A 17,810-nucleotide genomic window follows, 5' to 3' on the forward strand; every position below is an offset into this window, starting at 1 on the left:
GCGGTGCCGGTGGACGATTCGTGGTCACTGAACCCGGTCGTGGAGCTGCGGAAAGCGTTCGAGGGTTTGCCTGCTGTGCTACGGCGTCCGATCGAGATGGTGGTGTTCGGCGGAGAGCTGCCGCGTGCCGATATTTCCGCCATGCGTCGGATGGCTGCGGAGTTCCGTGCACAGGCAGCCGCGCTGAGGGCTCATTCGGAGGACGCGAACGAGCTACTGGCACAAGAGGATTCGGTTGGCACGCTCGGCGACCGGCTGCGCGATACGTTGGGTTTGCACCGGGATGGGGCGGCCAGGCTCGGTGACGACGCACTGGCCCTCGCCGATCAGGTGCAGGCGGCGGCCAACGACGCGGAGAAGACGCTGTGCGTGATGTTCGTCTTCGGAATCGAGTTGGCATGGCGGATCTTCGGTGTGCTCTCCGGTGCTGCCGCGGCCGGGCCTGCCGGGGAAGTGGCGGCGGTGCCGGTGGTGGAGTCGATGCTGGTCGATGGGCGCGCCAGAGTCGCGGCGATGCGTGCGGGCCTGGAGCAGGCGTTCAGGGCGGGCGCGACGCGGATGGCCGCCCGGCTGTCGGCGCTGGGATCGCTCCGGTTGCCCGTCACGTTGGGTAAGGCCGCCGCGCTGCCGGTGGGTGTCGACGCGGGCGTGCAGGCGCTGCAGACCGTATCCGGTGATCGAACTTTCGCCGTGATCGGACCGGACGGTGAGAATCCCACTGGTATCGATCTGACATCGATCGAAGTCGCGGCCTTGTCGGGTGTGGGTGGTGCGGTGGGCGGCATGGTCGCAGGCCGGGTCGCGCCGAAGGTGTTTCCCCGGATCGAGGGTAGCCGGTTGGCGCTCGGGTTGGTGCATGGCACTGCGGGCGCGGTGGCGGGTTTGGGGGCGGCGACGTTGGTGACCGGTTGGCCGGAACATTTCGATCATGTGCTGGCACCGTTGCTCAATGGCGGTTTCGCCGGGGCAGTTCACGCGCACGCCGCCGCTCGCCCCGGGTCGGGTGCGCCGGCGGGAGCGGTGGCCGACGGCGGTGGGGCCTTCACCTGGCCCGACCTGCCCGCCGCCACGCGCAGCGAGAAAACCACGGCGCCGACACCAGCACTCCCACCGGTCGAGGTGTCCGCGGAATCGCAGCAGGCGTGGGCGGCGGCGAAGGCGGCGTGGGCGGCGGCTCCGGATACCGTGGCTGCCGGGGGCGAGCGGGCGGAGGTACCCGCGGTCGGAGCGCACGGAAACACCGCGCCGGTCGAGTCCGGCGAATCGCGGTCGCCCGCGGCATCGCGCTCGACGCCACACAATGACGCGACCGGCCGTGCTCCGGTCGGGTTCGACTCCGCGGCCCGGTCGGTGGGGCGTCCGGAGGCTGGTCCGCAGGTGGCGGGCCCGCAGCGGGGCGAACCGGTTGTCCGCCCGAATGCGACAGCGCCACGACCGGTCGAGGCCGGTGGGGAAACGTCGGCGCCGCCGAAGGTTGCGACGAGCACCCCGGCCCGTCAGGTCGGCACCGGGCCCGAAACACCTGCCGCCGGTGAACACCGATCACCAGGAAATCACGAGCACGGCAACACCGGGAAGGTGAGTGTCGCGGCAGATGAAACCCGCCACGAGACCCCGGTTGACGCCCGCCCGGCCACTGGTACCGGCGACGGGCCCGAAACGCCTGCCGCCGGTGAACACCGGCTGCCGGGGAATGCGGAGCACGCTCCCGCGGGAATCGAGGAGCACGTTGCCGGGGCGGAGCCGAGCGTCCTGGCGGGTGAAACGGGTGACAAGGTGTCGGCAGGCCCGGCTGCGGATTCGGTCGAGAGTGCCGGTTCGCCGGCGCTGAGCGCTCGTGATCAGGCAGTCGAGCTGTTGGCCGATTTCCACGCCGGTTCCGGTGATCAGGTTCCGGAACAGCTGCGGCTGTGCAACCTTCCGGACGAGGTGTTGAAGGCCGGATTGTTCGACACCGACGCGCAGAAGTCGATGATCGCGACGACGGAGATCATCCGGCGCGGCACGATCAGCGACGCTGTGCCAGGGGGGATGGTCTTGCGGGTCGAGCAGGCGGAGGGGGTGTACGCGCTGGACAAGCGTCCGGTGGAGATGAAACCGGGCGAGGGCAAGTCGCTGATGTTCATGGCGGCGGCGATGCAGCGGGCGGTGCGTCACGGTGAGTGTCTTCTGGTGACGACGACCGATGGGCTGGCCCACCGGGAATTCACCAGGTATCGACAGCTGTTGACCGATTTCGGGATCGACGTGTTCCGGGCCGACCAGCAGCAGGGTTTCGGGCCGGTCACCGGCGGTCGGCCGGCGGTCGTGGTGGCCACCGGCGAAACGGTCGGGCATCTGTGCAACGCCGGTCACCGACCGCCGCGCCACGCGTTGATCGATGAGATGGACGGCATCATCGACCGTGGTGAAAGGCAGTTTCTCCGGTCGGAAGGGGTGGAGCATGCCGCGCCGGTGGCGACGGCGCGCGAGGTGTTCGCCGCCCACGATTTCCTCGCCGACGCGCTGGAGAAGGGGGCGTTATCGCATGAGGATTTCGGTCTCACGCGGATCATCGAAGAAGTCGGCCTGTACCCGGACGGAACCCCCGAGGTCGAGTTCTGGTACGACGGTCGGGCGGAGTTGACGCCGGGGGGACGGGAGAAGGTCGAGGCGCTTCCAGGCGGGAAACAGTGGTTGGAAGGGTTGGGGTTGTCCCGGCTCGAGACGGCCGCTGCCGCCGAGTTCACCTGCCGCAAGAGCACCCACTACGTGATGGACGCGGGCAAGATCGTCATCATCGATCAGGGCGAACACGGTCTGCAACGCAACCCGAAGACCTCGAGCGAATCACGGTGGAGCGCCGAGCAGGGCCGGGCGAGCCTGGCTCAGGCCGTCGAGGCCAAGGAGATCCGGTCGGCCGAAGCCATCAGGATGAGCGCCGAGCAGCATCAGATCGTAGTGCGCGCCGACGCCGACTCGGCCAAGAGCATCAACGCGGTAGAAATCTATCGCACGGGGGGCCGCCCGCAGGACCGGTTCTTCGATGAGGTCACCGGCGCCTCGGGCACGCTCGCGGACCTCAACCCCGTGCTGGAAAAGATCTACGGTCTGGAAGAAGCGCACCAAGTCGACCGGTCTCGGGAACAGCGATTGATGGAGGGCGCCCCCGAGGTGGTGGCGAACACCCGCGCCAAGCTGAGTGCGATCGCCGAAGGCGCGCACAGAGTGTGGCAGGGGGGCCAGGGCAGGTCCCAGGAAATCTTGTGTCATCGCAACGACCTGGTCGACAGGCAGGTGCAGGCGTTGGTGCGCCAGGGGGTGCCCAGGGAGGCGATCGAGGCGGTCGACGCCGACCGGATCGCGGGGTGGGGCGCGGGGTGGGAAGGCGAGTTGCAGAAGATCTTCGATGCCGCTGGTGAGCAGGGCAAGATCCTGGTGATCAACCGCCAGGGACAGCGTGGTGTCGATATCTCGGTGGCGGAGGCGGTGCAGGCCAAGGGCGGCATGTTCATTTGGATGACCGAAGTCCCCGAGCAGTCCTACATCCATGAGCAGGCCAAGAACCGTACCGCCCGGAACGGCGACCGCGGGGCCGCGCAGGCGCTGATATCGCCGCAGGACGCGCTGATCCGCAAGGCCATGCACCTGAACGAGGTACGCGCGGCGGCGGTCCGCTACGAACAAGTCGCCGAAGCCCACCGCACCGACCCCACCCCGGTAAATCACGACAACCTCGTCGAGGCCGGCCACACTCTCCGCTCGTTGGTGCCCGAACTGCAAGCGCGTGCTCTCCGCCACGCCACCGCCGACTTCATCCGCCACCACGCGTACATCACCGACAATCCGGCCGCCGTTCTCGCCGCCGCCGAGACGTTCCGCTACCAGGACAGCACAGACATCGGTCAGCCGCACCAGTCGCCGGACCAGGCCGCGCGCCTGGCCGGGTTGCTGGGGATCCGGGCCTCAGCCCTCGCCGAGACCGTCGCCGCGCTCGAACAGGACGGCGCTGTCGACCCGCTGGGCGGACTGCTGGAACAGACGGGCCTGCCACCCGCCGCGGTGGAGGCGTTGCGCCAGCAGGTCGAAGCGACCGCACCCGCGGCGGCTGCGCAGTACGCGCGACTCACCGACGAGCAGGCGCTGGACCAGTTGGTGCCGCAGCGGGACCGGCTGGCCGGCGAACTCGGCTGGGCCACCGAGGCCATCGAAGGCGCCGAAGGTATGCGCATGATCGACCCCGCGCTGACCGAGGCCAGAAACAACCTCGCGAAAGCACTGGGTTATCCCGTCTCCGACATCACCCCCGCTATAGCGCGCGACATCCTGGGCGAAGCGGTCAGCCACCACCTGCCCGCCGCAGGCGCCCACCAACCGGCCTCTCGCGACGATGCCGCGCCTGTATCGGTGCACCCCGTGTCGGTGAATGGAGTAGCAGAGAACCCGGTAGCCGAGGACGTTCTCGCCGCAGCGTCGCACTATCTGGCCATTGCGGCCCTGCTCGACCTTGTCGTGCAGGTCCACCGCCGCAGCCCCAACAGCTGCGTCAACAACGCCGTGACCGGCATGCGGGTATTGACCGCACGCCGCTTCGAGCTGCTCTCCAACGAACTGGCCGGCCACGGCCGTGACGTTGTCGAGGAGGTGTTCGGCGCCGCACTCGAGAATGCCGGATCACTGGACGAGGTGGCCGAATCGCTGAGAGCCCGGCCGGGAGGCATCGCAGTCCTGGTCTACAAATGGAAGGACACCCAGGACAAAGGCAGCGCCGCCGCCGACAACCACATGGTGCTGCTGGTCAACGACAGCAAGCCGGGTGAACGGCCGGCACTGGTCGTGGTCGACCTGGCGGCCTCCCGAGACGGCCGAACCGACACCGACTACGGCCCGAAAGACCTCCGGAACCGCCGCACGCTGCTGAACAAGGCCGTCCCGTTCGACATCTGGCGAGACGAACAGCAAAAGTTCATCGACAGACTGTCCCCTGACCAACGCAGATTCGAGACCATCGACTTCGACGCCGGCGGCCACCTCGTCGCCAGGTCGCACCGCGATGCACCCGCCGCCGAAACCCGGCCCCCGTCCCAGGACGTCGAGGTCAGTGCGGAACTGGTGCAGGAAATCAACTCGATACAGCCGGGCCGGCCGGTAAACCACTACGGCACACGTGATCTGCCGTCGAGGACCGACGCGGACACGCCCGACAAGTCGGATATTTCCAGGTCGGCCGAACCAGCCCGCACCGGCAGCCGCCCGCAGAACACCCCGGACCCGACCGAGCCCGTACCCGAAACCGGGCAGGAACCAGAGACGCTCTCGGCCACGCCGGAGGCCCTTCACCTACTGAGTCCGGCGTCTCGGCCGTTGGCCGCGGAGGTGATCGGGCGCGAGATCGATGAATTGACCGAGATCCTCGGCTCGCGGGTGCCGCCGGAACAGCTCGCTGATCCGGAAGTCCGGCGCGGGTTGCGGTTGGCGGCCGAGGGACTGTTCATCAACCGGAGGCTGTACAGCGGGCCGGATACCGGTCGCGCGGATGACATCAACGACGCCGCCCGCCACGACGCCACCGTCGAGCTGCGGAAGCCCGGCGCGGCGAACAGGCATGGCGACGGGACGCGGGTCGCCGAGGGCTTGCGCCGCATCCTGGACAACGGCCTGCTGCAGGGTGCCGACCTCGGCGAGATCGTGGCGGCGATGGTCGCAGACGCCTGGAGCGATCTCGCCGGCCGCGGCGGGCGGCACGGCGACAATCCGCGGCGCCGGGAAACGGTGCGGTCGGCAGAACTGCTGCACGCCCGCGCCCTGGCGCACGGCTGTGCCGCGAGCACCGCCCGGGTGCTCGGATTCGCGGTGAGCGGCATCGGGTTCGATGCGCGGACCGGGACCCAGAGCATCGCGTCGCCCGCGGCCGTGGATGAGCTGCGGCAGCGCTGGGGGGTGATCACCGTCGGCGAGTTCGGGACGGCGATGCGCGTTGCCAGGTGGGTCGCCGCCGCGGACCTGCAGACCTTGTCGGAACCGGACGCGGTCGTTCAATGGGTCCTGCCCGACTGGGGCAATGATGTCGCCGAGCGTCAGGCCCTCATCGACCGCCTGCGTGACCGCGCCGGCTTCGCTCACCCCGACAGCGGATACCGGCCGCCGGACGGGTGGCTGCTGGCGAACCGGGACATGCGCCGCGACCACGCCGCGAAGGCACGGGAGATCGCCGAGCGGTTGGTGATCGACCCGAGATATTCGCCGCTGGATGCTTATCGTGACGCTCGGCTGCACGCGGCCGAGATGCGGGAGGAGTACAGCGGTTTCCGCTGGCAGTTGGTCGTCGGGCCGGGCGCTGACGCATCGGACCCCGGCACCCTCGCTGACACCGTCGCCACACGACTGCCGGAATCGGGCCCCGCGCGGGCGCACGAGGACCTCATCGATTCGGTGGCGCGTCTCGTGGAACTCGCCCTGCCCCGTGCCGGGGGCGATGCCGTGTTCGTCGTGACCTCGTCCCAGGATGTCGACGGCCGGCGCCGATTGCTCGCCCAGCTGGACTACACCCGACCGGACGCCACCGATCCCGCCCCCGGTGTGACCGCGGAGGAATTGCGCCGCGAGATGTCCGATGTGGACGGCCGCATCGAGGTCGACACCGCTGATCCCTTGCCGGATGGCCAGGTCCGGCATCGGGTTCGGCTCGACCTCACCAGGCAGCGAATTCTGGTGTGCTGCACCTATTGGGGGATGGGCGGGTCCGGTATGTCCACGTTGAACCTGGCGCTGTGTCAGGGACTGGCGGAGGCCGGGCACGAAGTGATCGTCTGGACTGGAGGTGTCGGACAGGGTTCCCGGATCCCGGGTGTGAAGATATACGGTGGCCGCGGCTCTGTCGCTGGGCCGGTTGGGCGGAAGCTGTACGACGGGGACGCGGACGATTTGCCGCAGTCGGTGGATCTGGTGATCGTGCATGCCGAGGACGGCGGCATCCGTGCGGCGCTGGCGGCCGAGACCCGGTATCCCGCCGCGAAACTCGTGAGTGTCCACCACCTCACACCGATGCTGTGGGAAACCCTCAGGCACAGTCCGGAACGCGGTCGCGCCAAGGTCGCGTCCCACATCTACTTGGCGCGGCGTGCTCATCTGGTGACTGGTCTGGGTCCGGTACTGGCGACGGACTCGCTGTCGGCGGCTGTCATGGCGGGGCACGGCTCGGTGCACGAACTGCAGCCGGGTCTGGAGATCGCCGAGCAGCCACCGGAGCCCGCACCCGGTGACCCGGCGTGGATTCTGCTGTTCGGCCGGGTGAACGACCAGTTGAAGGGGGCTGCGGAGACCGCCGAGGTGGTGAAGCGGTTGCGCGCGCAGGGGCGTGACGTGCGGCTGATGGTGCGGGGCTACCCGAAACGTGGCGTCGAGTCGGCCCACGCCGCGCTGGCAGAACTGGTCGGCGACCGGGATGCGGTCGAGGTGAGGCCGCATACATCGAGTCGTGTGAAGGTGCGCCACGATATCCGCACGGCGACCGTCGTGGTGATGCCGTCGCGTGCTGAGGGATTCGGCGGGGTCGCGGCCGAGGCGATCGAACAAGGTGTGCCGGTCGCGGTTCCGTCGTCCAGCGGAGTGGGCCGTTTCCTTGCCGAACTGGCGGACTACCGCGACCTGGCGGAACGATTCAACCTGGTCGAACAGTCTCTCGGTGCCCATGTGCCGATCGACAACTGGGTAGCGGGACTCGGCTCTCTACTCGACGATCTGCCCGGCGCGTGGGCGGCGGCCCGCGGGTTACAGGGACTGATGCGGCCGTATACCCGCGAAAACAGCGCAAGGATGCTCGTGCACGCCGCACGGAACACCCACCCGCACGCTCGTCCGGCGATGCCGCCGTCACGGACTCGGGTGTCGCTCGTGGCCGGACAGGTGGTGGCGCGCGGCGAGGAGGAAGACTATCTGCGGATTCTGGCCGTGGCCGATGCGATGGAATCCGATCGCGCGGTGCGGGAGGCCGTCATCAGCGGCACCCGTATCGAGTTCGCACCGTCGCTGGACCCGCTGACCGTGGGCACGGAATCCGTCGATGACAGCGGCGCGGGCGCACGATCGCGCACCGGGGACGGCGAGCGATCCGACGAACCACCGACGCCGGGCCGCGACGGAGGTCCGGATGGGCTGATCGGTAGCAGGCCGGGTGACGGCCACCGGCCCGTTGAGCGTGTGTTCGCCGGTCCGGGGTTCCGGGAGTTGGTGAAGGCCGGCCTGGATTCCGGCGTGGCCGAATGCTTCATGGTGGAGGACGCGCCGGGGGTGCTGGTCGAATCGGTGACGTTCGGCACCGGTCTGGAGGTGTTCAAGGAGAGCTATGCCGATCCGATCGGCGCGCTGCTCCAGGCGCTGAATACCAGGGTCGCCGCCATCATGCGCGCTCCGGTCGCCCACGCGACTTTGATCCTGGACGATTTCACCGTCTATCGGGAACTCACCCCTGGGCAACCCGGGAACAGCGTCGGCATCGTAAGCCCGGGCGTTCTGAACTCGGACTCGGCCCGGCGACTCGGCCTGTTCGACGCGGTAACAGGGACGAACCGGACTGCGCGACAGTGGAGCATCGGCCCCGACAACGAGGTGATGGGCGGACGCTCCCAGCCCGACTTCGACTCCCCGTCGGTCGATATGTTTGCGGCGATATTCGTGCAGCGTATCGACGGTCGTGAAGTCTGGCAGGACCACGCCATGCTGCGTACGGAGCTCGCGGTCATTCGCGAGCAGGTGACGTACCTCGAATCATGGACCTCGGAACTGCAGATCCTCGACGAAGAGCGAAATATCTTACTCGGCATCGTTCGTGGGTACGAGGCGGCGCTGATGCAGATCGAAGGGCACGCGGTGCGCAATCCGGGCGAAATACTGCATGGCGCGGGGCTGGACGTCGAAGCGCAGGACAAGGCGCGGTTGGTCGAGGCGTTCAGCCTGAAGTATCCGCATGTCACGATGCGGGGGTTCGATCATCCGGATGTGCGCGCGCATGTCGTTGCGGAGATCCTCGGCGGGCTGGACGAGATGTTGACCAGGTTCCCGGACCGGACCAATATCCGCGAACTGCGGATCGACTACCTCGGCGAGGAGTACATGAGCGCCGCGACGCTCTACCACCGGCACCGCGACGCGGCGGGGCGAACCCTGCGCATGCACTTCAGCCTCGGCGCTGTGGCCAGACCAGCACGCGCTGTCGAACTCGGTATCCAGGCGCATGAACTCGGCTGGAGTCCTGTCGGTGACAGACCGTTTCACCACGACGCCGTGCACGAATTCGTGCACGCGATCGATGCCGTGGAGTGGCTCTCGAAGGACCTGCGACAGGCCTTGTCCCAGACCTGGGAACAGCTGTCGGAATCGGGCCTGATCGAAGAGTCCGAACAGACCTGGCTCGCTCGACTGCCTGGGTACGCCTTCCACGACGAAGCCGAGTCGGACCTCAACGTGGAAGAGGCGCTTGCCGTCGGGTTCGCCGAGGCGGACATCCACGGCGTTGCGGTCGGCACGCCACAGTGGGCGATTCATGAGTACGTGACCACTAGGCGGCTGCCCCGGGTCACGCCCGATCTCGAGGTCGATCTCCCTGCGCACGAGGGCCATCCGAATTCCGGCGGTCAGGGTGGGCTGATCGGCAGCAGGCCGTTCGAGGATTCGCCTGGTGAGCGTGCATTTGCTGGTCCCGGGTTCGAGGAGTTGGTGCCGGCGGGCCTGGAATCCGGTATCGCGGAACGGTTCGCGCGAAGCAGCGACTCGGAGCGGGGCCAGGGCAGTTCGACCCCGGACGACTCGATCGGCAGTAGACCACATGAACCGGGCGAGATCCCACGGAGCCCCATCCCGGGCGGGACGACGCCCTGGTCGCGGGAGGTGATCGACGAACCGCTCCCCGACCACCCACTCCGCAACCAACCATCGCACATGATCCCCGAGTTGCCCGCCGACAACACGCTGGGCCCGGTCCCGTTCACCGCCCGCGAGACCGAAGTACTCGCTCGGGTGCGACAAGGCATGACACACAACGAGATAGCGGCGGCACTCGATTTCTCCGTGCGTGATGTGCGGGCGCACCTGGCGAGCGTCCGTCGCAAGCTCAGAAATCAGCGGGCACGGCTGTTGGCGGCGAGCCGTCCTGCCGACCTGCTGTCCACGACATCGGAGTCCGACCGTTTCCGAGCAGCCATGTATGCCGCCTTGACGGGTGCCGCCCAGCCGGATCCGCGCGAACTGCTGGCTGCGGCAAGCCCAGAGCAGATGGAACGCGCTGTCCGAGGCCTCAGCCCGGCTCATCGGGGAGCGCTACACCGGGTGCGAGCGGGAGCGAATACACCGATGGTTCGCAGTATGGCGCTCATCGCCGCGCGTCGATGGGTGAGCGCCCTTGCGGCCGTATACGACCGGTCGCGCGCGGTGCTGGCCACCGCGCTGGCCGCGGCGAGTCCCGCCGACCTGCACACGGCACTCGACCAACTCACGGCCGCCGAACGCCGACTCCTGGTCAACCGGTTCTCACCGGCGACGTCGCTGGCCACCTTCGAACCCGACGATTCCGTGCGCGCCTTGCGTGCGGACGATATCGTCCGGCACGTCGCGGGGCGGATCGCGACCCGTGCGGGAACGCCGGCCGTAGGCGAAAACGGTATCGACGAAAGCGGATTCCAGCCCGGACTGCATCTCGTGGAATACGAGACGTACACGGCGGACGAATGTCTGGACGCCGTCTTGGAATGGATGGACCGGCAGGATCCACCGGAGTCGGGCGAACGGTTCAGGGCCGGCCGTCGAGGTGCCTCGTCGGCGACTACGGACCGACCCGACGGCCGATTGCACCAGAACGGGCCGCCTGCTGACGAGCCAGGTGGAGGTGGCCCCGTCGTCCCCGGCGGCACCCGTTCAGAGACCGCCTCGTCCGAGAAGCCAGGGCATCCGGAGGACAACAACAGCACCGGCTCCGTGCCCGACTACTGGCGCTCGTTGCCTGCGGATCACGGAATCGATGACGTACAGCGGCGGCTGGCCGACGAGGCGCTGAGTGCGGGCGGCTTCGACAATGCGGATAGGTTGCAGCGTTGGGGGTATCGCCTGTCGGCGCGGTCCGCACAACGCCGTGCGACCGAGAACGGCGCGTGGTGGAACTCGCTGCGCGACCCCGCCGAACAAGGTGCGTTGAGCGCTTCGCAACAGGCACTCATCCAGGTCTACCCACACCAGATCGGTAACGCCGACGGCCTTCCCGCCACGATCCGCGACCACGCCAACCGGCTGTCGATCAGCCGCGATCTAGGCGAGTTCCTAGCCCGCAAGCCAGCAGACCAGCGGCTCCTCAACTGGTTTCGGACCGGCCTCACCGACGCCGAGAGGAAGCAGTTCGGAAACCTGATCCGTACCCGGAATCACTTGCAAGAGTTGGACCGACAGGCCATGGTGGTACCGGGCAGTCCGCCGGTGCACGTCCTGTCCTACGACTCGGCCGCCTTCAACGGCAAAGGGAAGGCCGTCGTCGCGCTCGGCAATGTGGACACCGCGCACACGGTGAACTGGCATGTGCCGGGTACGAATACGACGTCCTCCTCGCTGGCCTACCAGTTCAAGCCGCTGCGTAACCTGTATGAGGAGACACTGCGGGTCGATCCGTCGCTCGAGCTGGCGTCGATCATCTGGATCGGATACGACGCGCCGGCCGGCCCTGTGAACACCGGTTATGCGAAGGCTGCCTTCCGACGCCGCGCACGCGTCGGCGGGGACCGGTTGCTGTGCGCCGTCGCGGCATTCCACGCCACCAGAAGTCTCGCCGGAACCGCCGCCGCCGACCAGCTTGCCATCCGGATCTACGGGCACAGCTACGGTTCGGTCACGATGTTCTATGCGGGCAGGTACGGCAGGTTCGCCGGCTTGGTCCGCTCGGCAACCGCCGCGGGCTCACCGGGAGCGGCCTCGGTTCGCCATGCCGCAGAGCTGGGCATCGGCGCCGACAATGTCTATGTCGCCGCATCGTGGCGCGATCTGGTGACCATGTTCGGAGCGGACGAACCCGGAGCGTGGAGCCGCCTCAACCCGTGGCTCGGCCTCGGCATCGATCCCGCCACCGAGGCATTCGGCGGCAAACGAATTCCCGCCGAGTTCCCCGACTCGCCGAACTTCGCCGGCGTCGAGGCCACGCATCAGGGGTATCTGCACCGCGACCCGGCGACCGGGCTGCCCACCGAGGCGCTGGCCAACGTCGCGCAAATCACCGCAGGACGCGGCGACACCGTCGCTTCGGTGGATCGCCGCCGAGCTGGCGGCGGGGTGGTCGCGCGACCCATCGACTCCGAGCGCGGGCGATACGCCGACGGCAACGGCGATCGAGATATCGACAGTCGAGAGGACCGGCCGCCCAAGGCCACGCCGTGGTCGCAACATCCGGACCACCCGTCGCGCGACCGATGAGTCTCGGCGGCACGCCCGTCCCGGTGTGCACCGACAGTGCGGTCGTGCCTGAACCACCCCTGCAACCGGAATCACCCGAACCCGAGGAGCCACCGACACAGCAGGACGTGGGCCCGGCACTGATACGGCGGATGGTAATGGTCATCGGGATCAGCAGAGAGAAACCGGTGAAGCAGCGACCACCAGCGAAGAACTCGAGCAGTATCTCGTCGAACACATCGCCCGGGTGATGGACCTTCCGCCGTCCGAGATCGACCGCGACCATCCGACCAACCACCTCGGCCTGGACTCGCTCATGGCAACCGACGTCCGCGACCGGCTACGCCGTGACCACGGCTGTGCTGTCACCGTCCCCCACCCCTGGAAGCCGACAGCATCCGCGAACTGGCCGAGGTCCTCAGCCGCAAGCTGCAATGAGAAACCTCGATCGCCTACGGGTCACTGTGACCGTAACGTGATGCCGAGCCTTCGTTGTGAAGTTCCGAGACCTGTCGGGATGCCGGAACCTCCGTTCGTCGTACTGGATCTGCGGACTGCGCCGCTTACCAGGGAAAGGGAATAGATCGGATCGGCGACCACGACATCGGCATCGCGTCCGGGGATGTCGTCGCGATACCGTGGTGTAACCCGGTGCGGTGTTCCACGCTGACGACGATCTTGATTTCTCGGTGCACGTCGCCGGATCTCGAATGTGTTGCTCATGACAGGCGACCGGAACCTTTCCAACGCTGCCTCGAGACATGTAGACCCGCCGTCCGACGTCGGACTCCAGGGCGTCGCCGCTGGGCAGCGAGGTCACACCGAGACCCACGGTACGCGGACACCGTGGGCTGGGTCATCGGTTCGCTCCGTTCACGGCCGGGTGTCCCGAACTGCAGGTCTGACAGCGCGGCGCAGTCCGTCACGCCAGTGTGGTAGTGGCGTGAGGCCGCAGTCGATCCACGATGAATTCGACAGAACCGCATTCCGGGGCCGCGTTGCGGCATCTCGAAAATCCGATGTCCCGCAAGGCCTCAGCAAGTTCACATCGAGCCCCGCCGCTTCGATGATCGCACGTGCGAATCGAAATTTGGATGCGGCGCCGCCGCCGGTCGCGTGGAGCAGCCGGGGTGGATTCGGGTGCGCAACGAGGTCGAACAGAGCGGATACGAGATCGTCGACGTAGGTCGGGGAGGCAATCTGGTCGGTGACGACCGCGACGTGCTCGCCCCGGGAGCATCTCCGGACGAGGGCGGCCGGGAAGTCTCGTTCGGTCCCCGAGTACAGCCACACGGTGCGGACGATCCGCGTATCGGGAAACGCGGCTCGGGCGGCCTCCTCACCTGCCAACTTGGATCTTCCGTACACGCTCAACGGCGCGGTCGGTGACCAGGTCTCCCATGGATTCGACGCCGACCCGTCGAAGACGTACGCGGTCGAGATGTGCAGCAGTCGCGCTCCCTTGTTCGCGCAGTTCCGAGGACCTCCGCGGCCAGGTAACCGCCGAATTCCGAGCACTCGTGCAGGACGACATCGGGCCGCCACCGTTCGGCGAGGCTCAATACGTCTTCCGCGACACGCAGGGCGATCCGGTCGCCGAGAAACTCCGTCATGTACATCCGGTCGAACGCGTCTATGTCCCGGTCGAGCAGAAGCCCGAAGATAGCGGCATCGAACTCGCGATCAGCCCAACGTATTCCCACGTCTACGGTCTCGACGCCGTAGTTGTCGTGCAACCAGGCGCCCCACTTCCGGGGGGCCGCGACGCGGACATCGTGGCCATGCCTGCTTATCGCGTCGGCCAGGGTGACCAGTCCACGGAAGTGGGATTCGAACTGGTTGACGGTCACCAGTACACGCATGCGCTCTGCCTGCGAGAAAGCCATGTCGGGCAGCGTGACACATTGGGGCACAGTGTCGTACGCGTTTCCGCAGAACTGGCCGGCGCCTGTCCAGCTCGGGGGCGGCGGTGGCACGGCGACTCCCCACAGGCCGGACCCACTACCGCATCCGGGACCGTAAACGATGGATCGGGGCCCTGGCATTCGGTAATCGGACAGGTAGGGCCGGAGCGCGCTGATTCAGGTCTGCTCGATGAAGCCGGTCGCGGCCGCGAATACCGGCGGCATGTCCGTGAACCCTGGGACACTCGGATTCCACGCGGGGACGGTGTGGCGCGGCCACGATCATACTTTCCCGATGTACCAGGCCCGGTCGGGCGCGGATGCCGGTTCTGATGCTGTCACAGAATTCCCAATCGCATGACGACAGGCCAGCTGACCGGCCGGGTCGACGTGGGATCGCCCCACAGCTCGGACAGGTCAGCGGCGAACGAATGCAGTATCTCGGTCGCGCCGGCCTGCTCGGCCCGGCGGACCGCCGACCATGTGGACACATAGCCCAGCAGTTCGGTCAGGTTCCAGTCTTTCCGGATGCGCATGGACGGTGCCGGGTATTCCTCGAACGGGAACTCGATATCGGCGTACCCGGTGTCGACGAGTCTACGTTCCGGCGGCCAGTAGGGTCCGACTTCGTTGCGGTAGAAATGATCGAACCGTTGTCCGACAGCGGATTCCAGGTGCATCACGCCATAGCTGATCATTGCGATCACCGCGCCATCGACCGCGATCCGGCGGACTTCGGCGTAGAAGGCCGGCCGGTCGAACCAGTGCGCGGCCTGGGCCGCGGTGATCAGGGTCGCGCTGCGATCGGGCAGCGGCAGGTTCTCGGCAGGAGCTCGCAGATAACGAACCCGTTCCCGCGGCCGTGCGTTCGCGATCTGGTCGTCACTGGGATCGACTCCGATCGTGGTATCGAAATACGAGGCAAGTTGAGTGGTCAACTGCCCGCTGCCACAACCGACATCGACGGCGAGATCCGTGGAGGGAGCCAGTGATGCCAGAAACATCGACAGCCGGCCCGGGTATTCGGGACGAAAACGCGCGTACGCCTCCCCGCCGTGCTCGAACCAGTTACCTGCCGGTGCCCCATCGCCGCCCGGCGAGATATCCCGCTCGACCACATGTCCGCGCGCGTCTCGAACCCTGGCCGCGAAACCCTTGCCTTCCAATGCGTTCGCGGTATCGGCGAGAGCTCGCCGGATCGGGAACCCGATTTCCCGCTCCAACCCCACGACCGCAGTAAATGTGGCTTCCCAGTGCGGCTTCAACGACTCGAGGAGCTCCCTGCCCTCCGCGGTCAGGCGTATGCCGCTCTTACGACCGTCCGGGAGTTGCTCACGTACAACCAGGCCGTCGGCCACCATCTGCCCGACGGCCTGGCTGACCGCACCCTGCGTGACATGGGTCAGCGCCGTGATGTCGGTGACCGTCGCGGCACCCGCACTCATCGCCCGCAACACCGGCGTGTATCGCGGTCGGTATGAAATACCCAGGGACTCGTACATCTCCCCGGCCCCACGGTCGACCAGTTCACCGACGTAGCGGAGGAGTTCACCGAGCCCGGGTGCGGGTCGCACGATCATGCACCCAAAAATACATTATGCCTAATGGATATTTGTCGACGGGGCGGCGGGACCCGCTACTGGACGATCTCGCGCCGGACTGCTCGGATGCGCTCGATCCGCTTTCCTCGACGGCGATGCTCCCGATCCGATCGGCGGGTGAGGAGCGCTCATCGGCACTCGTCAACCGACACCACCCGCGCGGTGGATGCATCAAAATCCGCCGATACCAACATTTTCCGCGTGATGGTGGTGTCAAATTGCCATTGATCGGTGATGTTGTAGATGACGGACGTAACCAGTCAGGAGTGCGCGTGCCACGTCAAATCGATTCGGCTGTCTTCCCACATCTGGATGCGGACCTGGACCGCGTCCGGGACGTTCTCGGACCCGTACAGTTTCGGGGCAGGCCCGAACTGACCGCACTCACCGACGAAGGGCCCGCCCCCTCCCGTCGCCTGGTTCGCCCCACCTTGACATTGCTGTCGTACTACTTGCTCACCGATCCCGCGACCCCGGCCGACGACCGGGCAGTCCGCGCCGCCGCTGCCGTCGAGTTGGTGCACCTGGGCTCGCTCTACCATGACGACGTCATCGATCACGCCTACGAGCGTCGAGGCCGCCCCAGTGTCAATGCGGTGTGGGGTTCGCATATGGCCGTCCTGGGTGGAGACTGCGTGACGGTCGCGGGCGGGCGCTTGATGGCCGAACTCGGCCTACGCGAAGTTCTCGCGGGATCGATCGCGAGTGAGCAGATGTGCGCGGGCATGGTGATCGAGGCCGCCGACCAGTATGTGGCCTCCCGCAGCGAGCAGGCCTACCTGGACGCGATCGACGGCAAAACGGCGGCGGTGCTCTCGCTGGCGTGCCGGGTGGGCGCGATGCAGGCCGGCCGCCCCGAGGCCGACGCGGAGGCGTTGGCCCTGTTCGGCCGGCACTTCGGGCTGGCCTACCAGCTGTATGACGACATCCTCGATCTGACCTCGACTGCCGAGGAAATGGGCAAACCCGTCAATGCGGATCTACCCGAGGGCATCTACACACTTCCCGTGATCCGCGCCGCGGCCCGCGACCGGAATCTCACCAACCTGCTGGGCAGAGCAATGACGAGTGAGCAAGCCGCCCGTGCCCGCGAGCTCGTCATCGCCTCCGGCGCCGTGGACGAAGCACAGGCGAGAGCCGATGACTTCATGAACCAGGCTGCCGGGCAGCTCGCTGCTCTGCCCGTCGACCCGCGTGCCGGCCACGCGATGACCAACTATGCCCGCTCCATCCTCGACCGGCGGACCCCTGGTCCCGCGGTCCCCGGACAGCCGATACAGCCACCCCGAGCTCACGGTGACGGTCTCCCGCCGCATGTCGCGCAATGGTTTGAGGGGCTGGCTGGTAGACACCGGCCTTGTGGTCTCCCCCGCCGAGGCCGACTACCACCGGTGGATAAGAGCGATCCAGCTACCGGCACAGGCCGTAGCCCCCGCGGACGCGGTCCGGGAACAAACCACCTACGCCATGGCGGTGCTGGCCCTCGTGTGGGACGACCTCTTCGAGGATCCGCAGCTGAAAGATCCGGAAGCCGTCACCGCGCTGAGACGTGGCCTGGTGGCAACGCTGCGCCAGGATCCGGAGATGCACGGCGCGATCCCGACGGCGTGGGCGAGTCTGTGGCCGCGACTGCGCGAGAACCGGAGTACCCGCTGGCAGGAACGGTTCCTCGACGGCCTCGAGGCGTGGTTCGAAGCCGCCGAACGCGAAGCGCACCATCGCATCGACGGCTACATCCCTCCCACCGCCGACTACCTGCGCTCATCCGCGTGCTTCCCGGCCTATCGGACCAAGGGAAGGACTACGCGGAGATGTACAGGAACATGACGAGCGCGGCGCTCTGGGCACGTGAGACCGAGCGGTACACGCAAACCTCCGCTTACGCAGCACCGGACTTGGAACG

At 67.3% G+C, this 17,810-nt stretch carries 6 protein-coding genes and 1 pseudogene; 5 read left to right on the top strand and 2 right to left on the bottom strand.

Annotated features, from left to right (window positions below):
- Positions 1-9: 9 nt before the first annotated feature.
- Entirely contained in the window at positions 10-12,423 is a 12,414-nt protein-coding gene (locus tag NF4_RS31035) for an alpha/beta hydrolase (RefSeq protein ID WP_157120699.1), read from the top strand.
- 70 nt (positions 12,424-12,493) lie between these two features.
- A complete protein-coding gene (locus tag NF4_RS40170) occupies positions 12,494-12,985 on the top strand; it encodes an acyl carrier protein (RefSeq protein ID WP_369690960.1) in 492 nt (163 codons plus the stop codon).
- A 290-nt stretch (positions 12,986-13,275) separates the two neighbouring features.
- Here NF4_RS40170 and NF4_RS37125 read toward each other — a convergent pair whose 3' ends face one another.
- On the bottom strand, positions 13,276-13,854 hold the full coding sequence (locus NF4_RS37125; RefSeq protein ID WP_232330732.1) for an SDR family oxidoreductase: 579 nt from the start codon (positions 13,852-13,854) through the stop codon (positions 13,276-13,278).
- A gap of 68 nt (positions 13,855-13,922) precedes the next feature.
- Between NF4_RS37125 and NF4_RS39610 the strand changes: the two genes are divergently transcribed.
- Positions 13,923-14,639, top strand: a complete 717-nt coding sequence (locus NF4_RS39610) for a hypothetical protein (RefSeq protein WP_232330724.1) — start codon at positions 13,923-13,925, stop codon at positions 14,637-14,639.
- Positions 14,640-14,644: 5 nt separating this feature from the next.
- Here NF4_RS39610 and NF4_RS37130 read toward each other — a convergent pair whose 3' ends face one another.
- Positions 14,645-15,886 (bottom strand): methyltransferase domain-containing protein, encoded by a 1,242-nt coding sequence (locus NF4_RS37130; protein ID WP_084533694.1) that lies wholly within the window; start codon positions 15,884-15,886, stop codon positions 14,645-14,647.
- A gap of 116 nt (positions 15,887-16,002) precedes the next feature.
- Here NF4_RS37130 and NF4_RS40175 point away from each other — a divergent pair.
- Positions 16,003-16,971, top strand: a pseudogene (locus NF4_RS40175) (polyprenyl synthetase family protein); the annotation flags it as partial.
- Positions 16,972-17,125: 154 nt separating this feature from the next.
- On the top strand, positions 17,126-17,734 hold the full coding sequence (locus tag NF4_RS39615) for a terpene synthase family protein (RefSeq protein WP_232330725.1): 609 nt from the start codon (positions 17,126-17,128) through the stop codon (positions 17,732-17,734).
- Positions 17,735-17,810 lie beyond the last annotated feature (76 nt).

The sequence above is a fragment of the Nocardia fusca NBRC 14340 genome, from assembly GCF_001618425.1.
In the GTDB taxonomy this organism is placed as follows: Bacteria; Actinomycetota; Actinomycetes; order Mycobacteriales; family Mycobacteriaceae; genus Nocardia; species Nocardia fusca.